This is a genomic window from uncultured Erythrobacter sp. (genome assembly GCF_947499705.1).
Taxonomy (GTDB): Bacteria; Pseudomonadota; Alphaproteobacteria; order Sphingomonadales; family Sphingomonadaceae; genus Erythrobacter.
The window spans coordinates 2,332,435-2,349,209 of sequence record NZ_CANMPJ010000001.1 but is presented as its reverse complement, the minus strand read 5'-3'; the positions used below and the strand labels follow the sequence as shown (position 1 = coordinate 2,349,209).

Genomic DNA, 16,775 nt, shown 5'->3' with positions numbered 1-16,775 from the left:
TGCAAGCATGATTTATGTGATTGCCATGACTAATTGATGGTGACAGCAGGACCCGGACGAAATTCAATCCTCGTTCGATGCCTGATAGGGGTGGCAAACCATGACGTATGATGGCGACAATCCGCAAAATCAGAGCGCGCCCACGATCAATGACGTGGCCGCGCTGGCGGGTGTTTCCAAGAAGACTGTCAGCCGGTTCATCAACAAATCTCCATTGATGAGCGCTGCAACCCGGGAGAAAGTCTCGGTCGCGATTGATCAGCTGGGCTATGTCCCCAATCCCCAGGCGAGAGCGCTGGCGCTGCGCCGCAACTTCATGATCGCGCTGCTGCATGACAATCCAAACGGGCAGACCGTGCTCAATTTTCAAAAAGGTGTTCTGTCCGCGATCAAGGATACCGAGCTGGCGCTCGCTGTGCGGCCGGTTGATCGAACTTCCCCCGATCTGCTCGACGATATCGAAACCTTTCTGAGCAAGCAGCGACCGCTGGGAGTGCTGATCCTGCCGCCGATTTCGGAGCGTGACGAAATCGTCGATCTGTGTCGGCGACTGGATGTTGCATATATGCGGATCGGTTCGACCGTGCTCGATGAACCGGCGCATTGTGTCGCCTCCAATGACCGCGAAATCGTTCAGCAAATGGTCGCGGCCCTGATCAAACGCGGGCATACAAGGATCGGCTTTGTGAGAGGGCCTGACGGTTTCAGATCGCCGTTGGAGCGCGAAAACGGCTTCCTTGATGCGCTGGGAGAGGCTGGGCTGAAACCGGACCCCGGATTGATGGAAAAGGGCAGCTACAGGTTCGAATCCGGTCTGAAGGCGGGCATGAGCTTGCTTGATCGCGCGGATCGTCCCAGCGCCATATTTGCCAGCAATGACGAGATGGCGTCTGGCGTTCTTCATGCGGCGCATGGGCTTGGCATCGCTGTTCCCGATGATCTGGATATTGTCGGGTTCGACGATACGGCCACGGCATCGCATGTCTGGCCGCCGCTCTCGACGATCCACTGGCCGATTGAAGAGATGGGCCGGTTGGCCGCGATGAAACTGGTTCCCGAGTTTTTGGGCGATGGGACGGCCAAGCTCGATCTCGAGCAGGTTATCGTCCCGTCGCACATTGTTGAGAGATCCTCGGCCCGGCTCAGCTGACGAGAGGCTTGCGGCTCGCTTTCTGGCTGCCTTGGATGTGATTGAAGCTCTCCACATCGCGGAGCTATTGCACGGACAATCAAAATAGGTCAATATTGATCAATAATGAGCTTGAGGGCTTGATGTTGATCCCTTGGGCATGAGCGCGGCCACGGCCTTTGGTTTGGCTGCCAGAACTGGACCGAGGCGGGCGCAATGGCAAAGTCATATCTGATTGCGAGCTTTTGTGTTGCTTTGGCGTCGGTTTCTCTTGGTCTTTCCGGTTCGCCGCTTTCAGCGCAGGATCGGCCTGATCTGTTCTTTGATCCGGCTGATCACGCGCAGATTGAGGCGCGATCGCAAAGCCTGCCCTGGCTTCGGACGGCCAGGGAGCAAATCCTGCGCAAGGCCGACCAATTCCTTGCGACCCCGACCGATCCTTATCCGCTTGTCTCGAACCAGAACTCCTTGGGCACTGCAGGGCGTGCGTTGCAGAACCGCCTCGGTACTTTGGGCTTTGCGACATATCTGACCGGAGATCCACGCTACGCGGCGAAGGGACGCAAAATCCTACTCGCCGTGGTCCGCCAGACGCAGCCGGGCAACAAGAAGCATTGGCAGACCCACTTGCAACAAGGGGACGCGGCGCAGGCCTTCGCGATTGGATATGACTGGTTGTATGACACGCTAAGCGATGCCGAGCGCGCCGAAGTGCGCGCGGAGATGGAAGAAATCGGCACGATCCTGTTCGAGGCAAACACAACCTGGGGCAAGGACGTGCCCGGCGTATCATCTTCCAACCACAATTCGGTGCATTTCGGCGGGCTGGGTCTGGTCGCGCTCGCGCTGGGCGACAGGCCGGAATGGGTCGAAATGGCAACCCGGCGCACCCGCGCCTTCTTTCAGACTTTTGCGGACCCGACCGGCTACGCGACCGAGGGCGTGCATTACGTCGGATACGGGTTGGGCGGTGCCGTGCCGTTTTCCATGGCTCTGAAGCGGCACGGCGGTCCCGATCTGATTGCCGAGGCAGATGAGACACTCGCGCTGGTGGGCGATCAGATGGTATGGAAGCTGCTGCCCTTTGACGGCTTGATGCTTCCGCTCAACGACAATTTCGATCGTCCTGCAGAGATCGCAGCGTTAATCGGAGTTTTGCGCCACAATCGCGGCGATCAATTGTGGGCCACGCTTGAGAGTTTGGAGAAGTCCGGATCGACCGCTGAGCTGGGTTCCTATTTCGGCATATCCTATACTGCGCCGTTTCTGTTTGTCTGGGGAGATAAGCCGGTGCGACCGCTGGACCCTTTGGCAGCTGGCCTCGCGCTAGGCCACCGGTTTGAATCGGGACGGGTTTTCCTGCGCGACAAATGGACCGGCGAGGATGCCGCGCATGTCTCGTTCAAATCCGGCTACGACAAGCATCGCGGACACGATCATCAGGATGAAAACTCTGTTACATTTTACGCCAAAGGCGAAGGGTTTCTGATCGATCCGCAATACTGGCTCGAACGCAGCGATGCGCACACCACTTTGAAGATCGACGGTGCCGAACAGATCAAGGGCGGCGATGGGCGGATCGTCGAATATCGTGAGGATGAACGCGGGGCGTTTGTGCGCGGCCAGGCCGAAGAAGCCTACGATTTCGATGCGGCTTTCGTAGGGCAGGCCGACCGCAAGCTCTATTTCGTGCGGACGCCGCGCCCTTACATCATCTTTCGTGATGACGCGCGGACCGAGAACAGCGGGCCAAAGCCGTTTGAAAGCCGCTATATCACCTATCCGGGCAACCGGGTGCAGCAAGCTGGCGACGCAGTGATAGTCCACGGCCAACGCACAGGCAGCAAGGCTTTGCTCGCCGCTTATTCGGGAACCAAGCAGCTACGCGTGAGCGAGGATGACCTGAGCGAGGTTACACTGATCCGGCGGCGTACCGAATTCCGATATGACAAATATCTCCGGCGTATCGCCGCCCGGTTTGAGGCGGAAAGCCCAGAACTGATCAGCCTTGTCGTGCCGTTTGCAGGTGACGCGCCGCCCACGATTGACGTGCGCCCGGGCGCGGCGCGCTACAGTTTCGAGGTCATCGTCCGCTTTGCCGATGGCCACAGCGACCGGTTCTTTGTCGGCGAAGACAATATCATTCTTGAATAGTCAGTTGAGCGTATCCGGTAGGCGATTAAACGCCCGATTGGCTGCGTTCCCAAAACGAAGGGGTTGTGATGAGCTTTCTGAAAGCAGGGCAAAGGGCAGGCTTACTTGCGGCGCCATTGTGGATCTTGGCTGCCGCGCTTTTGGCGATGCTTGCTGTGCCTGCGCAGGCGCAGATCAAGCACGGTTTGAGAGATGCAGACGGTCGCCATTATGTCCCGCGCGGCTTTGTCGTGAACACGAATGACGGCAATCAGCCGGTGATGTTCGATGAAGGCGATTACTGGCGCATGGCGCGGATGGGCGCAAACACGCAGGTGATCCGGTTGGAGCTGAGCCGGTTCGGGACCATGCCGGGCACCACCTTCGACCCTGCCTATCTCGAGAAACTCGATAGGCTGACGCAGTTGGGCAGCGATGCTGGCATGACCACGAGCTTCAAGATGACGCTGTACGGAGTGCCTGATTTTTCGTGGGAAGCATTCTGGAACAATACAAACGGCATTCAGGACAATTACGCCAAGGCCTGGCACATCATGTGGGATCGGTTTGCCGACAATCCCGATGTCGTTGGCTATGATCTTGTCAATGAACCGCGCAAGCTCTCGATGGATATTTCATACGATGATCTCACGCGTGATTTCCTGATCCCCTATTACGAGCGCCTGATCGCTGAAGGTCGCACCTACAATCCGGACAAGCTTTTCCTTTGCCAGACGATTTTCATGAACAAGGGCGAGGCGATTGAATTCAATCAATATGCCGAGATCAAGGATCAGATCGAAGGCGGCAATGTCGTGTTTGCGCCGCATATCTATCAGGACAGGATCGACTATATTGAACCGATCCTGCGCCGTTTCGAGCGAGAGGCAGAGATGCTCGATGCGCCAATTCTGGTGGGCGAGTGGGGCTTTCCAACATTGATGTCCACGGACACGTCCGTGGAAGATCAACTGCACTATCAGCGGTTTTACATCCGCACCGCAGAGATTTTCGATGAGACCGGCATGGGCACGATCAAGGCGTGGTTCCTTGGCAATCCGCGCTATCAGAACTTCCTCCCCGGTGGTCCGTCGACATGGGCGATTTTTCAGGACAACCAATCCCGCGGGACCGTGGAGCGCAAATACATCACCGACATTATCGCACGCCCCTATCCCAAGATCATCGCCGGGGACCTGGAGCGGTTTCGCTATGACTTTGCCCAGCGCGAGCTTTCAGCCACGATTACGCCGGATAACAGCAAGGGCGTTTCGTCGCTGTTTGTCGGGGCGAACCGGCATTACCCTGATGGCTTCTCTCTGCATTTGAGCAACGGATTGGTTCTGACCCATGCGCCTGGCAGCGACGAGGCGTTTCAGGTGGCGCGCGCAGGGAAGGGCAGCCGGCTGGCAGACTTCATCTGGGATGAAAGCGCGCAGCAAATCCTCGTGCTGCGTTGGCCCGAAGCTTCCGGATCGATCGACGTCCGGGTCACGGCGGGTATCTGGAAAGACTTGCCGCCTGCGCAAATACCGCAGCGGCGCGACGGGCTGTGAAGCTGCGCTAAGGGGCCGTCATCACGTCGGCGCGCGGATTGGCGGGAATGTATGTGCGCAGCCTGTCTTTGACCGGAGACAGGGACTGATCATCGGCAAGATTGACCCATTCGTTCGGGTCTTTATGCAGATCGTACAGTTCCTCTGACCCATCGGCATAACGGATATAGCGATGGTCCGGGTCGATCACTGCGTAATTGCCTTCGCCATAGACGGAGACCTGCGGTTCAACCGGTAGCGCCCGCCCTTGCGTCAGCACAGCTGCGAGGCTGCGCCCTGCATTTTCCGCGTTTGCGGGAAGGTCCAGAATGTCGATCGCAGTGGGATAGATATCGATCAGGCCGACCGGGTCGGTGATCACTTGCGGGCGAATTCCCGGCCCGGCAAACATCAATGGCACGCGCGTGGACCGTTCCCACAGCGACATTTTGGCAAAGCGCTGTTTCTCGCCGAGGTGGTATCCATTGTCAGAGGCAAGGCAGACCAGCGTATCGTCGGCGCGGCCCGATGCGCTCAGGCTCTCCATCACCATGCCCACGCAATGATCCACAAACGCGATGGATGCGAGATACGCCTGCATGATTGGGCGCCACTCCTTGTTCTCCATCGCCCATTCCAGCGTCGGCATCTGCGGTACAGCGGCAAGATCGCGGGCGGCCTGAGGCACATCGCCAAGGTCGTTGGCGCGCACTTTGGGCATCTCGATTTCGTCCAGCGGGAACTTGTCGAGCCAGCGCTGCGGAACATACCACGGCACATGCGGGCGCACGAAACCGAGCGCCAGCATGAAGGGCTGCGTATGATCGCGCTGAAGGAACTCTGCGCCCCATGTCGCCGTGATGTGATCGATCATCTCCGCATCCGTATCGGGGTAGGCACCCCAATCGGTATGGGTCTTGTCGCTATCCCACTTGATCCGCTTTTCCGGTTTCGGGCCGTAATCGCCGTTCTTTTCAGAACGAGGATGGTATTCGTCAAACATACCGTCCTGACCGCCCTGATGCGAGACCTTGCCCCGACCGGCAGCATAGAAACCGTGCGAACGCAGATATTGCGGCAGAAGAAGGGTCGGCGATGCCGCGGCCACGGCGGGCCCAAGATCGGCATCCTTGATCTGGCCGTAGATACCGGTCTGCGCTGGATAGAGGCCTGAGAACAGGCTGGCGCGCGACGGGCCGCAAATGGGAGCCTGCGCATGCGCATTCGTAAACACCGTGCCTGACGCGGCCAGCGCGTCGATATGCGGCGTCTTGACTTGAGGATGATCGCCCAATGCGGTCACCCAGTCGTTCAGATCGTCGATGATGATGAGTAGCAGGTTCTTGGCTCCGGCGGCGCCTGCGACTTCGCTGGACTGCCAACAGCCGGAAAGCATTGTCGCGCCGAGCAATGCACCCACGGAAAACTGTCTGCGCGACACCTGAACCATTTGCTGTCTCCCTGCGCAATTCACCTCGCACATGCCTGTTGATGCGCGATTTTGATCGTAAATGAACATTTCTGGATTGCAATCGCGATATTGAGTGGCAAGATGCTGCTTCAACCAAGGCGCAGCATAATGCGCCAAACAGAGAAAAGTGGAGAGCTGCCCCATGAAAATCCATCATCTGACCGCGCTTGGTGCGCTGGCAATTGCGATTGGCGGGGCGGGTTCAGCCTCGGCTGACGATCACACGAATGAAAGCGCAGCGCGTTCCTGCGATGCCATCGTGCCGCAGTGGCAAGCGCCCGCTTTGGTGGCTCCTTCAAAGGCTTCGGCTGAAGAGATCGGCTGCGCTGTCGCCGCATGGCAGCTGCAGGCAAAAGAGGACATGAGCTATCTTGATCGGAAAATCCCGGAAAGCTCTTACGGGCGCGGCTGGGTCAAGGCGGCATTTTACATCGGTCTTGACCGCTACGCCGCCAAGCTGGGTGACGAGAAGCTTCTGAACCGCGTGCGGCAATATGCTTATGAAAACGGAATGGAGCTGGGAGACCGCATCTGGCACGGTGATGATCAGGCCGTCGCTGCAGTCTATGGCGCAATCGCGCTGCGCGACGAAAATCCGGCCATGATGAAGAAGTCGATCGAAGTGTTCGACCATATCATCGCGCAAAACTACACGATGAGCCTCGAATTTATCGAGCCAGAAGACGGCCACACCGAAGGCACATGCCAGCGGCGCTGGTGCTGGGCCGATGCGATCTTCATGGCCCCGCCATCATGGGCATTGGCGACCAAGGTATCGGGCGATCCGCGCTATCTGGATTACGCCGCGAGCGAAACGCGGGCGGTGATCGAATATCTGCAAGACCCGGAAACCGGCCTGCTATTCCGCGACAGCCGTTATTTCGACGCCAAAACGCCCAACGGTCAGCCCGTGTTCTGGAGCCGGGGCAATGGCTGGGTATTTGCAGGGCTTGCGCGCTTTATCGAAGATATGCCTGCCGACCATCCTGAACGCTCGCTGATGGTCAAGACTTTCAAGACGCTTGCTGCAAAGCTCGTCGAAATCCAGCGTCCGGATGGCTATTGGCCCACTTCACTGATGGATGCGGAATATCTGACCAACCCCGAAACCAGCGGAACCGCCTTTTTCGGCTTCGGTCTCGCATGGGGCCTGAACAACGGCATGATCGAAGGCGCGCAATACGAGGCTGCTCGTGACAAGGCATGGGATGCGATGCGCACGGCCACCACAGACAGCGGCAAGGTCGGCTGGGTCCAGCAAATTGGCAAAGATCCCCAGACCACCGATGCCGACACCAGCCAGCTTTATGCGACCGGCGGAATGTTGCTGTTTGCATCCGAGATGCTGTGAACCATCATTCAAGGCCCAGACACATGAAACGCTCACTCCTTTTCGCAGCAGCATTCACGGCCTGCATGGCCGGGATCGCCGGATGCACCGGTGCATACGGTCCGCAAAGCGCCGCGACGGCGACTACATCCCAGACCGAATATTTCGCCGATAACGGGCTGGGCAATGCGGTCGCCGTGGTCCAGCATCCAGCCGGAGAATATAAGGACGGCATCACCTATGTGAGCTATCAAGGGCCGCTGGAAGACCCCTACGTGGCGTCGTACAATCACAACACCGGCGAATGGAGCGGGCCTTTCAAAGCTGGCGTGAGCGCGATGGGAAAGGATCCCACTCGCAAGATCGACAATCACGGCAAGCCCACTCTGATCATCGACGATGCCGGCTACGTCCATATCTTTTTCGGCGGGCATGGCGGCACGCCGGAGCTGGGCAAAAACCCGCTTGGCAATCACCATTATGGTGAGAACAAGCATGTCGTTTCCAAGCGGCCGTATGACATTTCAGAATGGGAAGAACTGGATACGATCCCGCCTTTCGGCACCTACAATCAGGTGGTGAAAATGGATAATGGCGATATCTATCTGTTCTATCGCCACGGCGCGCATCGCAGCGATTGGGTGTATCACAAATCAACGGATAACGGCCGCACCTTCAGCGAGCCTGTGTCTTTCCTCAAGCATAAACGCCGCACCGATCTGCAGGCGGTCGACAGCTGGTATCCCTATGTGACCAAAGGAGAGGGTGATGAGATCATCGTCAGCTTTGATTACCATCTGTGCTGGGACGGAGCCGGAGCACCCGATGCGCGCGGCCACACAGCCAACCGTCAGGATCTGTTCTACATGGTCTTCGACACAGGCGATGGCAGCTGGCGGAATGTCGAGGGCGAACAGCTTCCCATGCCGCTGACGCGTGAAGTTGCCGAGGAGAAGACCCTGGTCGCCAGATCTGGCGATCTGTGGTCGTTCAACGCTTCAGTCACGCTTGATGACCTGGGGCATCCCCATATCGGTATCACCATGGGAGAAGATCTGGGTGTGACCAAAGTGGGCGGCCCGAAACAGATGCGCCATTATCGCTGGAGCGGCAGCGAGTGGGTCGGCGGGAAATCAACCAGACTGCCAGTCGGCAACGGCGATCTGGTGGTGGACGGCCGCGAAGATGTGCGCTTCCTGCTTGCATCTCAGAGAAGCGGTGGCGAGGCTATGATCGCCTGGTGGGAAAGCGAAGACGGCGGGGCTAGCTTCGCGCGGACTCGCGAGCTTCTGGTGCGTGATAAGGCAAGTTTTGCGATCAGCAGCTTCATTCGCAACGCACATCCCGATGCGCGTGTGATCGTTGCCGAAAGAGCGCGAGGCACGGATGCAAGACGGATGTATCTGCTGGGTGACGATGGACCCGTGACAAGGACGATTAGCCCGCGCTAGGCCGGTTTGATGGTACAAAAGCCAACGAGACATGACAGGTGGCGGCTATGCAGTCTTGTGGCGGCTGTCACGGCACTAAGTCTCACCGCCTGCAGCCCATCGGACGGCGAAGAAGCAGATCAGCCACTGCCAACTTCGGCGAGCGACTTTGCCCCAGCGACCACATGCAAGGCGCCCTCCAGCGCGCGCGTGCGCATCGAAGGCGGAACGTTCATCATGGGCAGCGACGTCGTTTATGCGGAGGAGGGGCCTGAGCGGCAAACAACCGTTGGCGGATTCTGGATCGATCCGCATGAGGTGACGAACCGCCAGTTCGCCGAATTCGTTGAAGCAACGGGCTACAAAAGCGTGGCCGAGAAACCGGTCGATCCGGCGCAATTCGGTGTCCCGGTCGAACAAATTCCGCCCTTCATGCTGGAGCCTGGGTCCGCCGTCTTCACGCCGCCCGAGCGGCCTTCGCGCAATTACGGCGACTGGTGGGAGTATGTCCCCGGAGCGAACTGGCAAAAACCCTATGGCCCCGATGGTCCCGATGCGCAGCCCAGCCAGCCTGTGGTGCATTTGGCATGGGACGATATGCGCGCTTTCGCTGAGTGGAAGGGCGGGCGTATCCCGACTGAGGCGGAGTGGGAATATGCCGCCAGCGGAGGCGCGGAGAAATATACCGAGCAGCCCGATCCGCGTCTCGCGAACAGCTGGCAAGGGGTGTTCCCGGTCGTCAACGAAGGGAGTGACGGGTTTAAAGGCATTGCACCGGTCGGCTGTTTCAAGCCCAACGCATACGGACTCTACGATATGGTCGGCAATGTATGGGAAGTGACCGCTGATTACTTTCGGCCGGGCCATGACCCGGCAGATCGCGACAATCCGCGCGGCCCCAGCGAAAACGCCGCATACGATCCCCTTAACCCCGGCTTCGCCAGCCGCGTGATGAAAGGCGGAAGCTACCTTTGCGCTCCCAATTATTGCCAGCGTTATCGGCCTGAAAGCCGGCAGGGGCGCGATGCAGGATTAGGGGCGTCAAATGTCGGTTTCAGACTGGCCTATGACAGCGCTGCGCCAGAATAAGCGGACTGCGTTGGCGCGTTAACGCCCGGGGAAAAGCGTTCGCCTCGTCAGCTCAGGATCAAGTGCAAAGTGGCTGGCAGTGGTTGAGGCAATAACGTCCTCTAGTGCATTTGTCGGCCTGAGATCACGCGCCTCGTAAAGATCGCTTTGCTTTAGGCCGGGCCAATCGCCCAGCACATCTCCGCCGCCCAGTGAACCTCCGTAAAGCAGCGTCGCAGAAGCTGTCCCGTGATCGGTCCCGTTGGTTCCGTTGACAGAAGCGGTGCGGCCGAATTCTGTGGCGACGATCACCAGCGTATCATCCCATAGTTCGCCCATGCCCATCTTCAGCGCTTCGATCAGCGTATCGAGCTTGCCCAGCTCGCGTGCCAGCCGCCGCCTCTGGCCGTTATGCGTATCCCAGCCGCTGGTTTCGATCATGGCTATGCGCGCACCGTCCTTGCTCGAAAGCATGCGCGCGGCGAGGGACCCTACATCGGCGGCCTGCCGCATATCGCCGCCGCCATCCATGCTTTCGGCTATGGCACGGGTCGCAATGCTCTCTTCCCACAGCATATGGAGCCGCTCATCGCCCATATAGAGCTGGCCGATCCGGCGCATGTAATCGTCTGCGGCGTCGGGCAGCCGCGACGGGGCATAGGAACCCGCCTTGTGCGGACCTTGCAGCGCCAGCGGGATGGTTTGTGAAATGGCGAGGCCCGACGCGCTTGCATCCGGCAACATGCCAACGAGCCGGTTGAGCCAGCCATCCTTGCGTTCGTATGGCCGGGTTCCGCCGCTTTCGAGCACATTCTGTCCATCGAAGTGCGACCGGTCGCGATAGGCGGAGGCAACCGCGTGGATCGCCATCATTTCGCCGCCTGCGTACATTTCTGCTGAGCGCTGAAGTGCAGGATGGAGTGCGAAAAGCCCGCCGATCAGGGGCGCATCCGCGTAATCTTCTGCCAGCGCACCGCGCAAACCAGCATAGGCCGGATCGCCAACAGGTGCGATGATACCCAGACCATCTGCGGCACCGCGCTGCAGCACGAAGACCAGTCTTTTGGTCCCGCTGCCACCAGCGGCAAATGCCACTCTTGGCAGCATTGTTGCGCCGATTGCGGCGGCCGATCCGCCTAACAGGTTTCGCCGGTTTATGATCATCGCCACATTGCCTCCGGGCTTGCCAACATCAGTGCCATTGCCTGTTCCGGGCTTTCCGCTCGCGCAACCGCCGTTGCGCTATTCTCGCTCCATGCCCCGGGATAAAGCAGCGGGGCGAGGGTTCTCGCATCCAGCCGTGAACCGCGCCTGCCGATCGTCTGCGCCGCTTCCACGCGCCGGTGAAGCGATTCAGGTGCAGCCCAGGCCGATGCCTTGTCGCTAAAACCTGCTGGAGACCCGGGCTTCCATAGGTCCTGTCCCAAGCGGATCATCACGCGCCGGACGCGAAATGGATCGTATTGATCCGCCTCAATTGCACGCAGCGACGCAATGCTCCACTCCCATGGACTAAGGAATTTCTGGCGTTCTGCCTGCCAGACCTCTGGTGCCTCTATCAGGGCCAGCGTCAACGCCTGCAAATCGCCGCCTGTATTCAGAAAACTCTGCTCCAGTCTGCTCACCAGCGAAGGCGGCGGATCATCGGCGGAGAAATGCCGCGCCAACTTGGTCGCGATATGCTTTGCTGTTGCTGGATGGACGGCCAGATCGTCCAGAATGCGCAACGCCTCACGCGCGCCATCCTCGCGGTAGGTTGTCCCGAGTACAGTTTTGGACCCTGGCTCATGCAGCGGTGCGACAAAGGCATATGTGCGATTTCCGCCGCCGCGATTTCGCCGCAAGACGGGAACCGTGTGGCCTGTCAGCGCTTTGGCGAAGCTCGTTACATCAGCCTGAGTGTACCCGGAACGCACGCCTAGCGTATGCAATTCCAGTATCTCACGCGCGAGGTTCTCATTCAGGCCGGCTCGCCGCCTGCCGCGCTGTGCGGCAGCCAGTCCGCGGCGGCTATTAGGTCCGATGGACCGCGCCTGATCCAGATAGATCAGCATGGCCGGATGGGTTTCAGCGGCTCGTAGCATGTCGGAAAAACGGCCGAAGATGTTTGGCCGGATCGATTCCGCTTCAAAGCTGCCCGCGAGCGGTCCTGCACCTGGTTTTTCAGTGGAGACCGCGAAATGGTTGGCCCAGAAATGGACCAGCCGCTCGGCAAATGGCGACGAAGTGTGAACCGCCAGTTCAATCCGTGCGCTGATCGCGTCGCGCAAATGGCCGCGCAATTCGCGCCGGGCAGAGCGTTTGGTTTCTTCATCCTCACCGCGCAAACGGCGGAACGCGCCATACTGCCGGGCAATTGGTCCCGAACCAGGCAGGTCTAAAAGCAAAACTGGATCCGGATCGTAGTCTTCGACTTGCCTTGTCAGCCACGCTTTTGGTGAGCCGTTGAGCGGGTCTGATGGTCGATGGCCATAGCCAAACCGCGTCGCGGCAATAGTCCATGAATGATCAGACATGCGACCCCCTTCGCTCACCTTCAGAAAATCATGGGTAACCAGCAAATACAAGCAACGACTTGTCGCAAATTGTCACGCAAGAAACTGCCAGATGCTGCACAATGAGCGAAGGGTCGGCGCAGCTATGATACTGGACGCGTAAATCTATCGAAGTCGTTGTTAGTTGCATGCATCGAACGCCAGCGAGGCAACCGAGTGTGCTGCCTTTGCCGCTCGAAGATCCGCTACAACGAAGGAGAAAGTACCCCTATCTGTATCGTCAAGAGATCTGCGTCTCTTTATTCCCGCATCCGTGCTCGCTATCGCATTTGAATACGACCGTGCCGATAGCGGCGGCCGTTCTAATTTCGGCAGGGTGCGAGGAAGATCATGTCATCGCGCGAGCCAGCCGCCATCCACAGCAAGGATATGACCCTGCACATAGCGTGCGGCATCAGAGGCAAGGAATACGGCCGCGCCGCCCAAATCTGATGGCTCGCCCCAGCGTCCAGCGGGAATACGCTCGAGAATCTGCCGGTTGCGGGCCTCGTCTGCTTGAAGAGCAGCAGTGTTGTTGGTCGCGATGTAACCAGGCGCAATCGCGTTTACCGTGATGCCTTTGCCCGCCCATTCGTTGGCGAGCAGCTTAGTCAGCCCGCCCACACCGCTCTTTGACGCAGTGTAGCTCGCCACTCTGATTCCACCCTGGAAAGTTAACATTGAGGCGATGTTGATGATCGAGCCACGGCCATGCTCTGCCATATGGCGCCCTGCAGCCTGACTGAGGAAGAACAGCACCTTGAGATTGGTGTCCATCACCGCATCCCAGTCATCCTCGGTAAAATCCAGGGCATCGTTGCGCCGGATAATCCCGGCATTGTTGACCAGGATGTCGAGACGACCAAACTGAGACACGGTCTCGGAAATGATACGCTGGCATGGCTCCGTGGTGGAAAGATCTGCTTCGATGATTGCCACCTTGCGACCGGTGGCGGCGATCATTGACGCTGTTTCGCTGGCATCGCTTCGCGCAACCAACGCAATATCGGCACCAGCCTCAGATAGAGCTACGGCTATGCCCTGTCCGATGCCGGTGTTCGCACCGGTAACGATCGCGGTTTTGCCGGAAAGATCGAAATTTGAGTTAGCCATTTCGTGTTCTTACAGGTCCTTGAGGAAGGCGCTAATGTCGTCATCCTGCGAGTTCGGATAGAAGTACTCGGCAAACCGTTCACCCGATATGGCTGTCTTCAACAGTTCCTGATCCGCGTTCTTCAGGATGGTAAGCATGTCGTGGCAGGTGACCTTTTTGAGGTCGGCCAGAACACCGCGATTGGTGCGCATGACTTCGGCGCGCTCGCGTGGGTAGCCAAGGCCAGCCTCAGTCTCGAACAGCTTTTGAAAACAGTCCTGCAGGTTCAGTTCCGCCGCCCAGCCAAAGCCCTTGGCAAAGGGCATGGCGATCGCATTGCCTGCGTTTATCTGGCTGAACAAAAAGGCGTCTGTCGGATCGATGACGAGCCCGCAAAAGATGTTAGGCATCGCATTACATGCCAGCATCGAACCCATGCCGGTCCCGCATCCAGTCACGACAAAATCGGCCGCGCCTGAATTGAGTAGAACACCGGAAAGCAACCCATTCATCGGATAGGTCAGGTGCGCTTTGTCCTCGGGTGTGTACATGCCGTAATGGAAAACCTCGTGCCCCATAGGCTTTACTACTGAGGTGAGCGCATCATGGATGATGTCGCTCTTTCCGGCCTGACTGTTCTCGACGACCAATGCAATCTTCATGAGATGTCACTTTCGTTTTGGATGACGTTTCGCAAAGTTTGGTAACCGGTGTCATAGTGGGATGCAAGACACTTCTTCGCTATGTTCGTTGCGCATATTGACCGACTATGGACTGGGCCAGCGATGCCCGCTGCTACGGCTAGAACGGGCGTTTCAACCGCATCTTTTCCTGAATGTCACTAGAGCCATTTGGCGTCTGGCTTTGAAACGAACCTCTGGCCAATGGCTGATCGATCATCGAAGCAATCTCGGTGTGGAGGTTAGGTGCATTTGCCTCAAGCCACGCTGGTGGCATCAAACGCGCGGAGGATAGAGCGCATTTGCGGGCGTCCGGGCTGCCCCCTTTTAACGGCGCTAGTGAACGCTTATTGATCGCGCGTGTCTCAGGCTTCCTCCATCTATGCGCGCAAGGCCATTGAGCAGGCGCCAGAAAGCCTGGATCGAGCCAGCCTGTTTGCGATCTGCAAGCTCGACATGAACAGCCCTCCCGATCTCGCCACGATGGTGGCTGAAGAAGACTATGTCAGGTTGCTTGAGACAATAGCACAGGCCGAGGATGGGGCCCCTAGAGCGCACATCAAGCTGGGCGCTTCCATGCGGTGCGAAGATCTTGGAGCTGTCGGCCTTGCCTGGAAGAGCTCACCTACGCTGATGGACGGATGGGATCGTGCGCAGCGCTATATTGGCGTCGTTGCTCGTGTGAGAGCTCTCGAAATGACGCGCGGCGAACAAACGACAGAGATCCGCTTTCATCGGCTGACAGATGAAGCACCAATGGGCGCCAGGCTATCAAATGAAGCCACTTTCGCGACTTTCACGGCCATCTGCCGCGAAGCTTCGGGGCGCCATTTCAAGCCGGTTCGAGCGCTGTGCGCGCATGCGTTCATCGGCGACAGGGAATTCCTGGAGAATTTTCTGGGGTGTCCGCTCGAAGATCGGGCAGGCATTAATGCGGTAATCATTTCGAACGAGGAATTGGCTTTGCCCAATGCTGTTGGCGATGATGCGATCTCGCGCTTTTTTGATGCGCGTGTCGAAGAGATGCTTGCCGAGATCAAAACAGATATTCCTGTATCACTGCAGGTGAAATCCGTGATCGGGAAAAATCTCAGCGGCGGTGTTCCCAAACTATCGGATGTTGCTCAGCCTCTTGGGATGAGCGCGCGGACGCTGCAACGCAAGCTTGGGGATGATGGGTCGGTCTTTCAGGAACTGGTTGATCAGGCCCGGCGCGAATTGGCCGAGCGGCTGCTCCGAACGACGGATTTCCCGCTTGTCGAAATCGCTTTTCTCACCGGTTTCGCTGAGCAAAGCGGCTTTACGCGCGCGTTCAAGCGGTGGGCCGGTGAGACCCCCCGTTCCTATCGATTGAGCGCGGCAGAAAGCCGGTGACGCGATCTGCACAAAGGCTGTCATCCTAAGGCAAGAGAGCGCTCGGCATCTCACCTAATCCATGCTTGTCTCTAACAAACGGGAACAAGCAAATGACCGATCAAACTACAAATCAGCGGATCACACTGGTGATCGGTGGAACGGGAAAAACTGGCAGGCGAATTGCCGATAGGCTGACTGCCAAAGGGCATGCGGTTCGGATCGGATCACGAGGTTCCGCTCCTGCATTCGACTGGAACGATGAAGGCGGCTGGGATGCCGTCCTGGATGGCGTTTCGAGCATCTACATCACCTACTCGCCTGACCTGGCTATGCCCGGAGCAACTGACGCCATTGAGGCGCTTGTCCGGCACGCAAAATTGCAGGGCGTGAGACGCCTCGTATTGTTATCGGGTCGAGGTGAGAAAGAGGCTCAGGCCTGCGAGCAGATTGTGCAGGACAGCGGCCTTGAATGGACAGTGGTGCGTGCCAGCTGGTTCAACCAGAATTTCTCCGAAGGCGCCTTTATCGACATGGTCCTTGGCGGGGCCATCACCTTGCCCGCCGGAGACATGCCCGAGCCTTTCGTGGATGCAGACGACATCGCTGATGTCGCCGTCGCAGCGCTTACTGAAGACGGCCACAATGGCGAAATCTACGAAGTCACGGGCCCTCGCCTCATGACAATCGCTGACGTCGCATCCGAACTGTCAAACGCGGCCGGACGCGAGATCGCCTATGTCGACGTGCCGCACGATGGCTTTATCGAAGAACTTACAAAATCGGGTGCGCCGAAAGATGTGGTCTGGATGCTCGACTACCTGTTTTCGACGGTCCTCGACGGCCGCAATGCCCACCTGACCAACGGCGTCGACCGAGCCCTTGGACGCCCACCAAAAGACTTTGCCGAATATGCGCGCGATGTCGCCGCTACGGGCGTCTGGGATGCACCTTCTCTCAGCAATTCCGGGCCGGACCGGAAATCAGAGAGCAGGCTACCGGCTTAAATTGACTGTCCG

General features: G+C 58.4%; 13 protein-coding genes. 8 read left to right on the top strand and 5 right to left on the bottom strand.

The genetic code is table 11. The annotated features are described in order from the left end of the window. Positions 1-100: 100 nt before the first annotated feature. From Q0837_RS11040 to Q0837_RS11030, 3 genes are all read left to right on the top strand, one after another. Positions 101-1,150 (top strand): LacI family DNA-binding transcriptional regulator, encoded by a 1,050-nt coding sequence (locus Q0837_RS11040; RefSeq protein WP_298468871.1) that lies wholly within the window; start codon positions 101-103, stop codon positions 1,148-1,150. Positions 1,151-1,345: 195 nt separating this feature from the next. Beyond that, positions 1,346-3,283 carry a heparinase II/III family protein gene (locus Q0837_RS11035; RefSeq protein ID WP_298468870.1) on the top strand — a complete coding sequence of 646 codons (1,938 nt, stop codon included), beginning with the start codon at positions 1,346-1,348 and terminating at the stop codon, positions 3,281-3,283. Between the two features lie 68 nt (positions 3,284-3,351). After that, positions 3,352-4,818: a cellulase family glycosylhydrolase gene (locus Q0837_RS11030; protein WP_298468869.1), complete on the top strand. Its 1,467-nt coding sequence runs from the start codon at positions 3,352-3,354 to the stop codon at positions 4,816-4,818. Positions 4,819-4,825: 7 nt separating this feature from the next. On the opposite strand, the gene Q0837_RS11025 is transcribed toward Q0837_RS11030, so the two are convergent. Continuing rightward, entirely contained in the window at positions 4,826-6,247 is a 1,422-nt protein-coding gene (locus tag Q0837_RS11025; RefSeq protein ID WP_298468843.1) for a sulfatase, read from the bottom strand. Positions 6,248-6,410: 163 nt separating this feature from the next. On the opposite strand from Q0837_RS11025, the gene Q0837_RS11020 reads away from it, so the two are divergent. From Q0837_RS11020 to Q0837_RS11010, 3 genes are read left to right on the top strand one after another with little or no spacing between them, the layout of a single operon-like run. Next, positions 6,411-7,619 carry a glycoside hydrolase family 88 protein gene (locus tag Q0837_RS11020; protein ID WP_298468840.1) on the top strand — a complete coding sequence of 403 codons (1,209 nt, stop codon included), beginning with the start codon at positions 6,411-6,413 and terminating at the stop codon, positions 7,617-7,619. Between the two features lie 23 nt (positions 7,620-7,642). Further along, positions 7,643-9,049: a BNR-4 repeat-containing protein gene (locus Q0837_RS11015; protein WP_298468837.1), complete on the top strand. Its 1,407-nt coding sequence runs from the start codon at positions 7,643-7,645 to the stop codon at positions 9,047-9,049. Positions 9,050-9,106: 57 nt separating this feature from the next. After that, the gene (locus tag Q0837_RS11010; protein WP_298468834.1) at positions 9,107-10,117 is read left to right on the top strand and encodes a formylglycine-generating enzyme family protein; all 1,011 of its coding nucleotides are present in this window, start codon (positions 9,107-9,109) and stop codon (positions 10,115-10,117) included. Positions 10,118-10,135: 18 nt separating this feature from the next. Here Q0837_RS11010 and Q0837_RS11005 read toward each other — a convergent pair whose 3' ends face one another. The 4 genes from Q0837_RS11005 to Q0837_RS10990 all read right to left on the bottom strand — a co-directional run bounded on the left by Q0837_RS11005 (position 10,136) and on the right by Q0837_RS10990 (position 14,385). Further along, positions 10,136-11,260, bottom strand: coding sequence for a DUF1501 domain-containing protein (locus tag Q0837_RS11005; RefSeq protein ID WP_298469885.1), 1,125 nt, complete (start codon positions 11,258-11,260; stop codon positions 10,136-10,138). After that, entirely contained in the window at positions 11,257-12,612 is a 1,356-nt protein-coding gene (locus Q0837_RS11000; RefSeq protein WP_298468832.1) for a DUF1800 domain-containing protein, read from the bottom strand. The genes Q0837_RS11005 and Q0837_RS11000 overlap by 4 nt, the downstream gene beginning before the upstream one ends. Before the next feature lie 372 nt (positions 12,613-12,984). Then, positions 12,985-13,743: a 2-dehydro-3-deoxy-D-gluconate 5-dehydrogenase KduD gene (gene kduD / locus Q0837_RS10995; RefSeq protein WP_298468830.1), complete on the bottom strand. Its 759-nt coding sequence runs from the start codon at positions 13,741-13,743 to the stop codon at positions 12,985-12,987. A gap of 9 nt (positions 13,744-13,752) precedes the next feature. Then, the gene (locus tag Q0837_RS10990; RefSeq protein ID WP_298468828.1) at positions 13,753-14,385 is read right to left on the bottom strand and encodes an RpiB/LacA/LacB family sugar-phosphate isomerase; all 633 of its coding nucleotides are present in this window, start codon (positions 14,383-14,385) and stop codon (positions 13,753-13,755) included. A gap of 378 nt (positions 14,386-14,763) precedes the next feature. Here Q0837_RS10990 and Q0837_RS10985 point away from each other — a divergent pair, with 378 nt between their 5' ends. Continuing rightward, the gene (locus Q0837_RS10985; protein ID WP_298468826.1) at positions 14,764-15,777 is read left to right on the top strand and encodes an AraC family transcriptional regulator; all 1,014 of its coding nucleotides are present in this window, start codon (positions 14,764-14,766) and stop codon (positions 15,775-15,777) included. A gap of 92 nt (positions 15,778-15,869) precedes the next feature. Further along, positions 15,870-16,763 (top strand): NAD(P)H-binding protein, encoded by an 894-nt coding sequence (locus Q0837_RS10980; protein ID WP_298468824.1) that lies wholly within the window; start codon positions 15,870-15,872, stop codon positions 16,761-16,763. The last annotated feature ends 12 nt before the right edge of the window (positions 16,764-16,775 follow it).

What these genes read in the sequence shown, in the direction of transcription:
- Q0837_RS11040 (WP_298468871.1), top strand. Translation starts at nt 101, where the DNA reads ATGACGTATGATGGCGACAATCCGCAAAATCAGAGCGCGCCCACGATC.
- Q0837_RS11035 (WP_298468870.1), top strand. Translation starts at nt 1,346, where the DNA reads ATGGCAAAGTCATATCTGATTGCGAGCTTTTGTGTTGCTTTGGCGTCG.
- Q0837_RS11030 (WP_298468869.1), top strand. Translation starts at nt 3,352, where the DNA reads ATGAGCTTTCTGAAAGCAGGGCAAAGGGCAGGCTTACTTGCGGCGCCA.
- Q0837_RS11025 (WP_298468843.1), bottom strand. Translation starts at nt 6,247, where the DNA reads ATGGTTCAGGTGTCGCGCAGACAGTTTTCCGTGGGTGCATTGCTCGGC.
- Q0837_RS11020 (WP_298468840.1), top strand. Translation starts at nt 6,411, where the DNA reads ATGAAAATCCATCATCTGACCGCGCTTGGTGCGCTGGCAATTGCGATT.
- Q0837_RS11015 (WP_298468837.1), top strand. Translation starts at nt 7,643, where the DNA reads ATGAAACGCTCACTCCTTTTCGCAGCAGCATTCACGGCCTGCATGGCC.
- Q0837_RS11005 (WP_298469885.1), bottom strand. Translation starts at nt 11,260, where the DNA reads ATGATCATAAACCGGCGAAACCTGTTAGGCGGATCGGCCGCCGCAATC.
- Q0837_RS11000 (WP_298468832.1), bottom strand. Translation starts at nt 12,612, where the DNA reads ATGTCTGATCATTCATGGACTATTGCCGCGACGCGGTTTGGCTATGGC.
- kduD (WP_298468830.1), bottom strand. Translation starts at nt 13,743, where the DNA reads ATGGCTAACTCAAATTTCGATCTTTCCGGCAAAACCGCGATCGTTACC.
- Q0837_RS10990 (WP_298468828.1), bottom strand. Translation starts at nt 14,385, where the DNA reads ATGAAGATTGCATTGGTCGTCGAGAACAGTCAGGCCGGAAAGAGCGAC.
- Q0837_RS10980 (WP_298468824.1), top strand. Translation starts at nt 15,870, where the DNA reads ATGACCGATCAAACTACAAATCAGCGGATCACACTGGTGATCGGTGGA.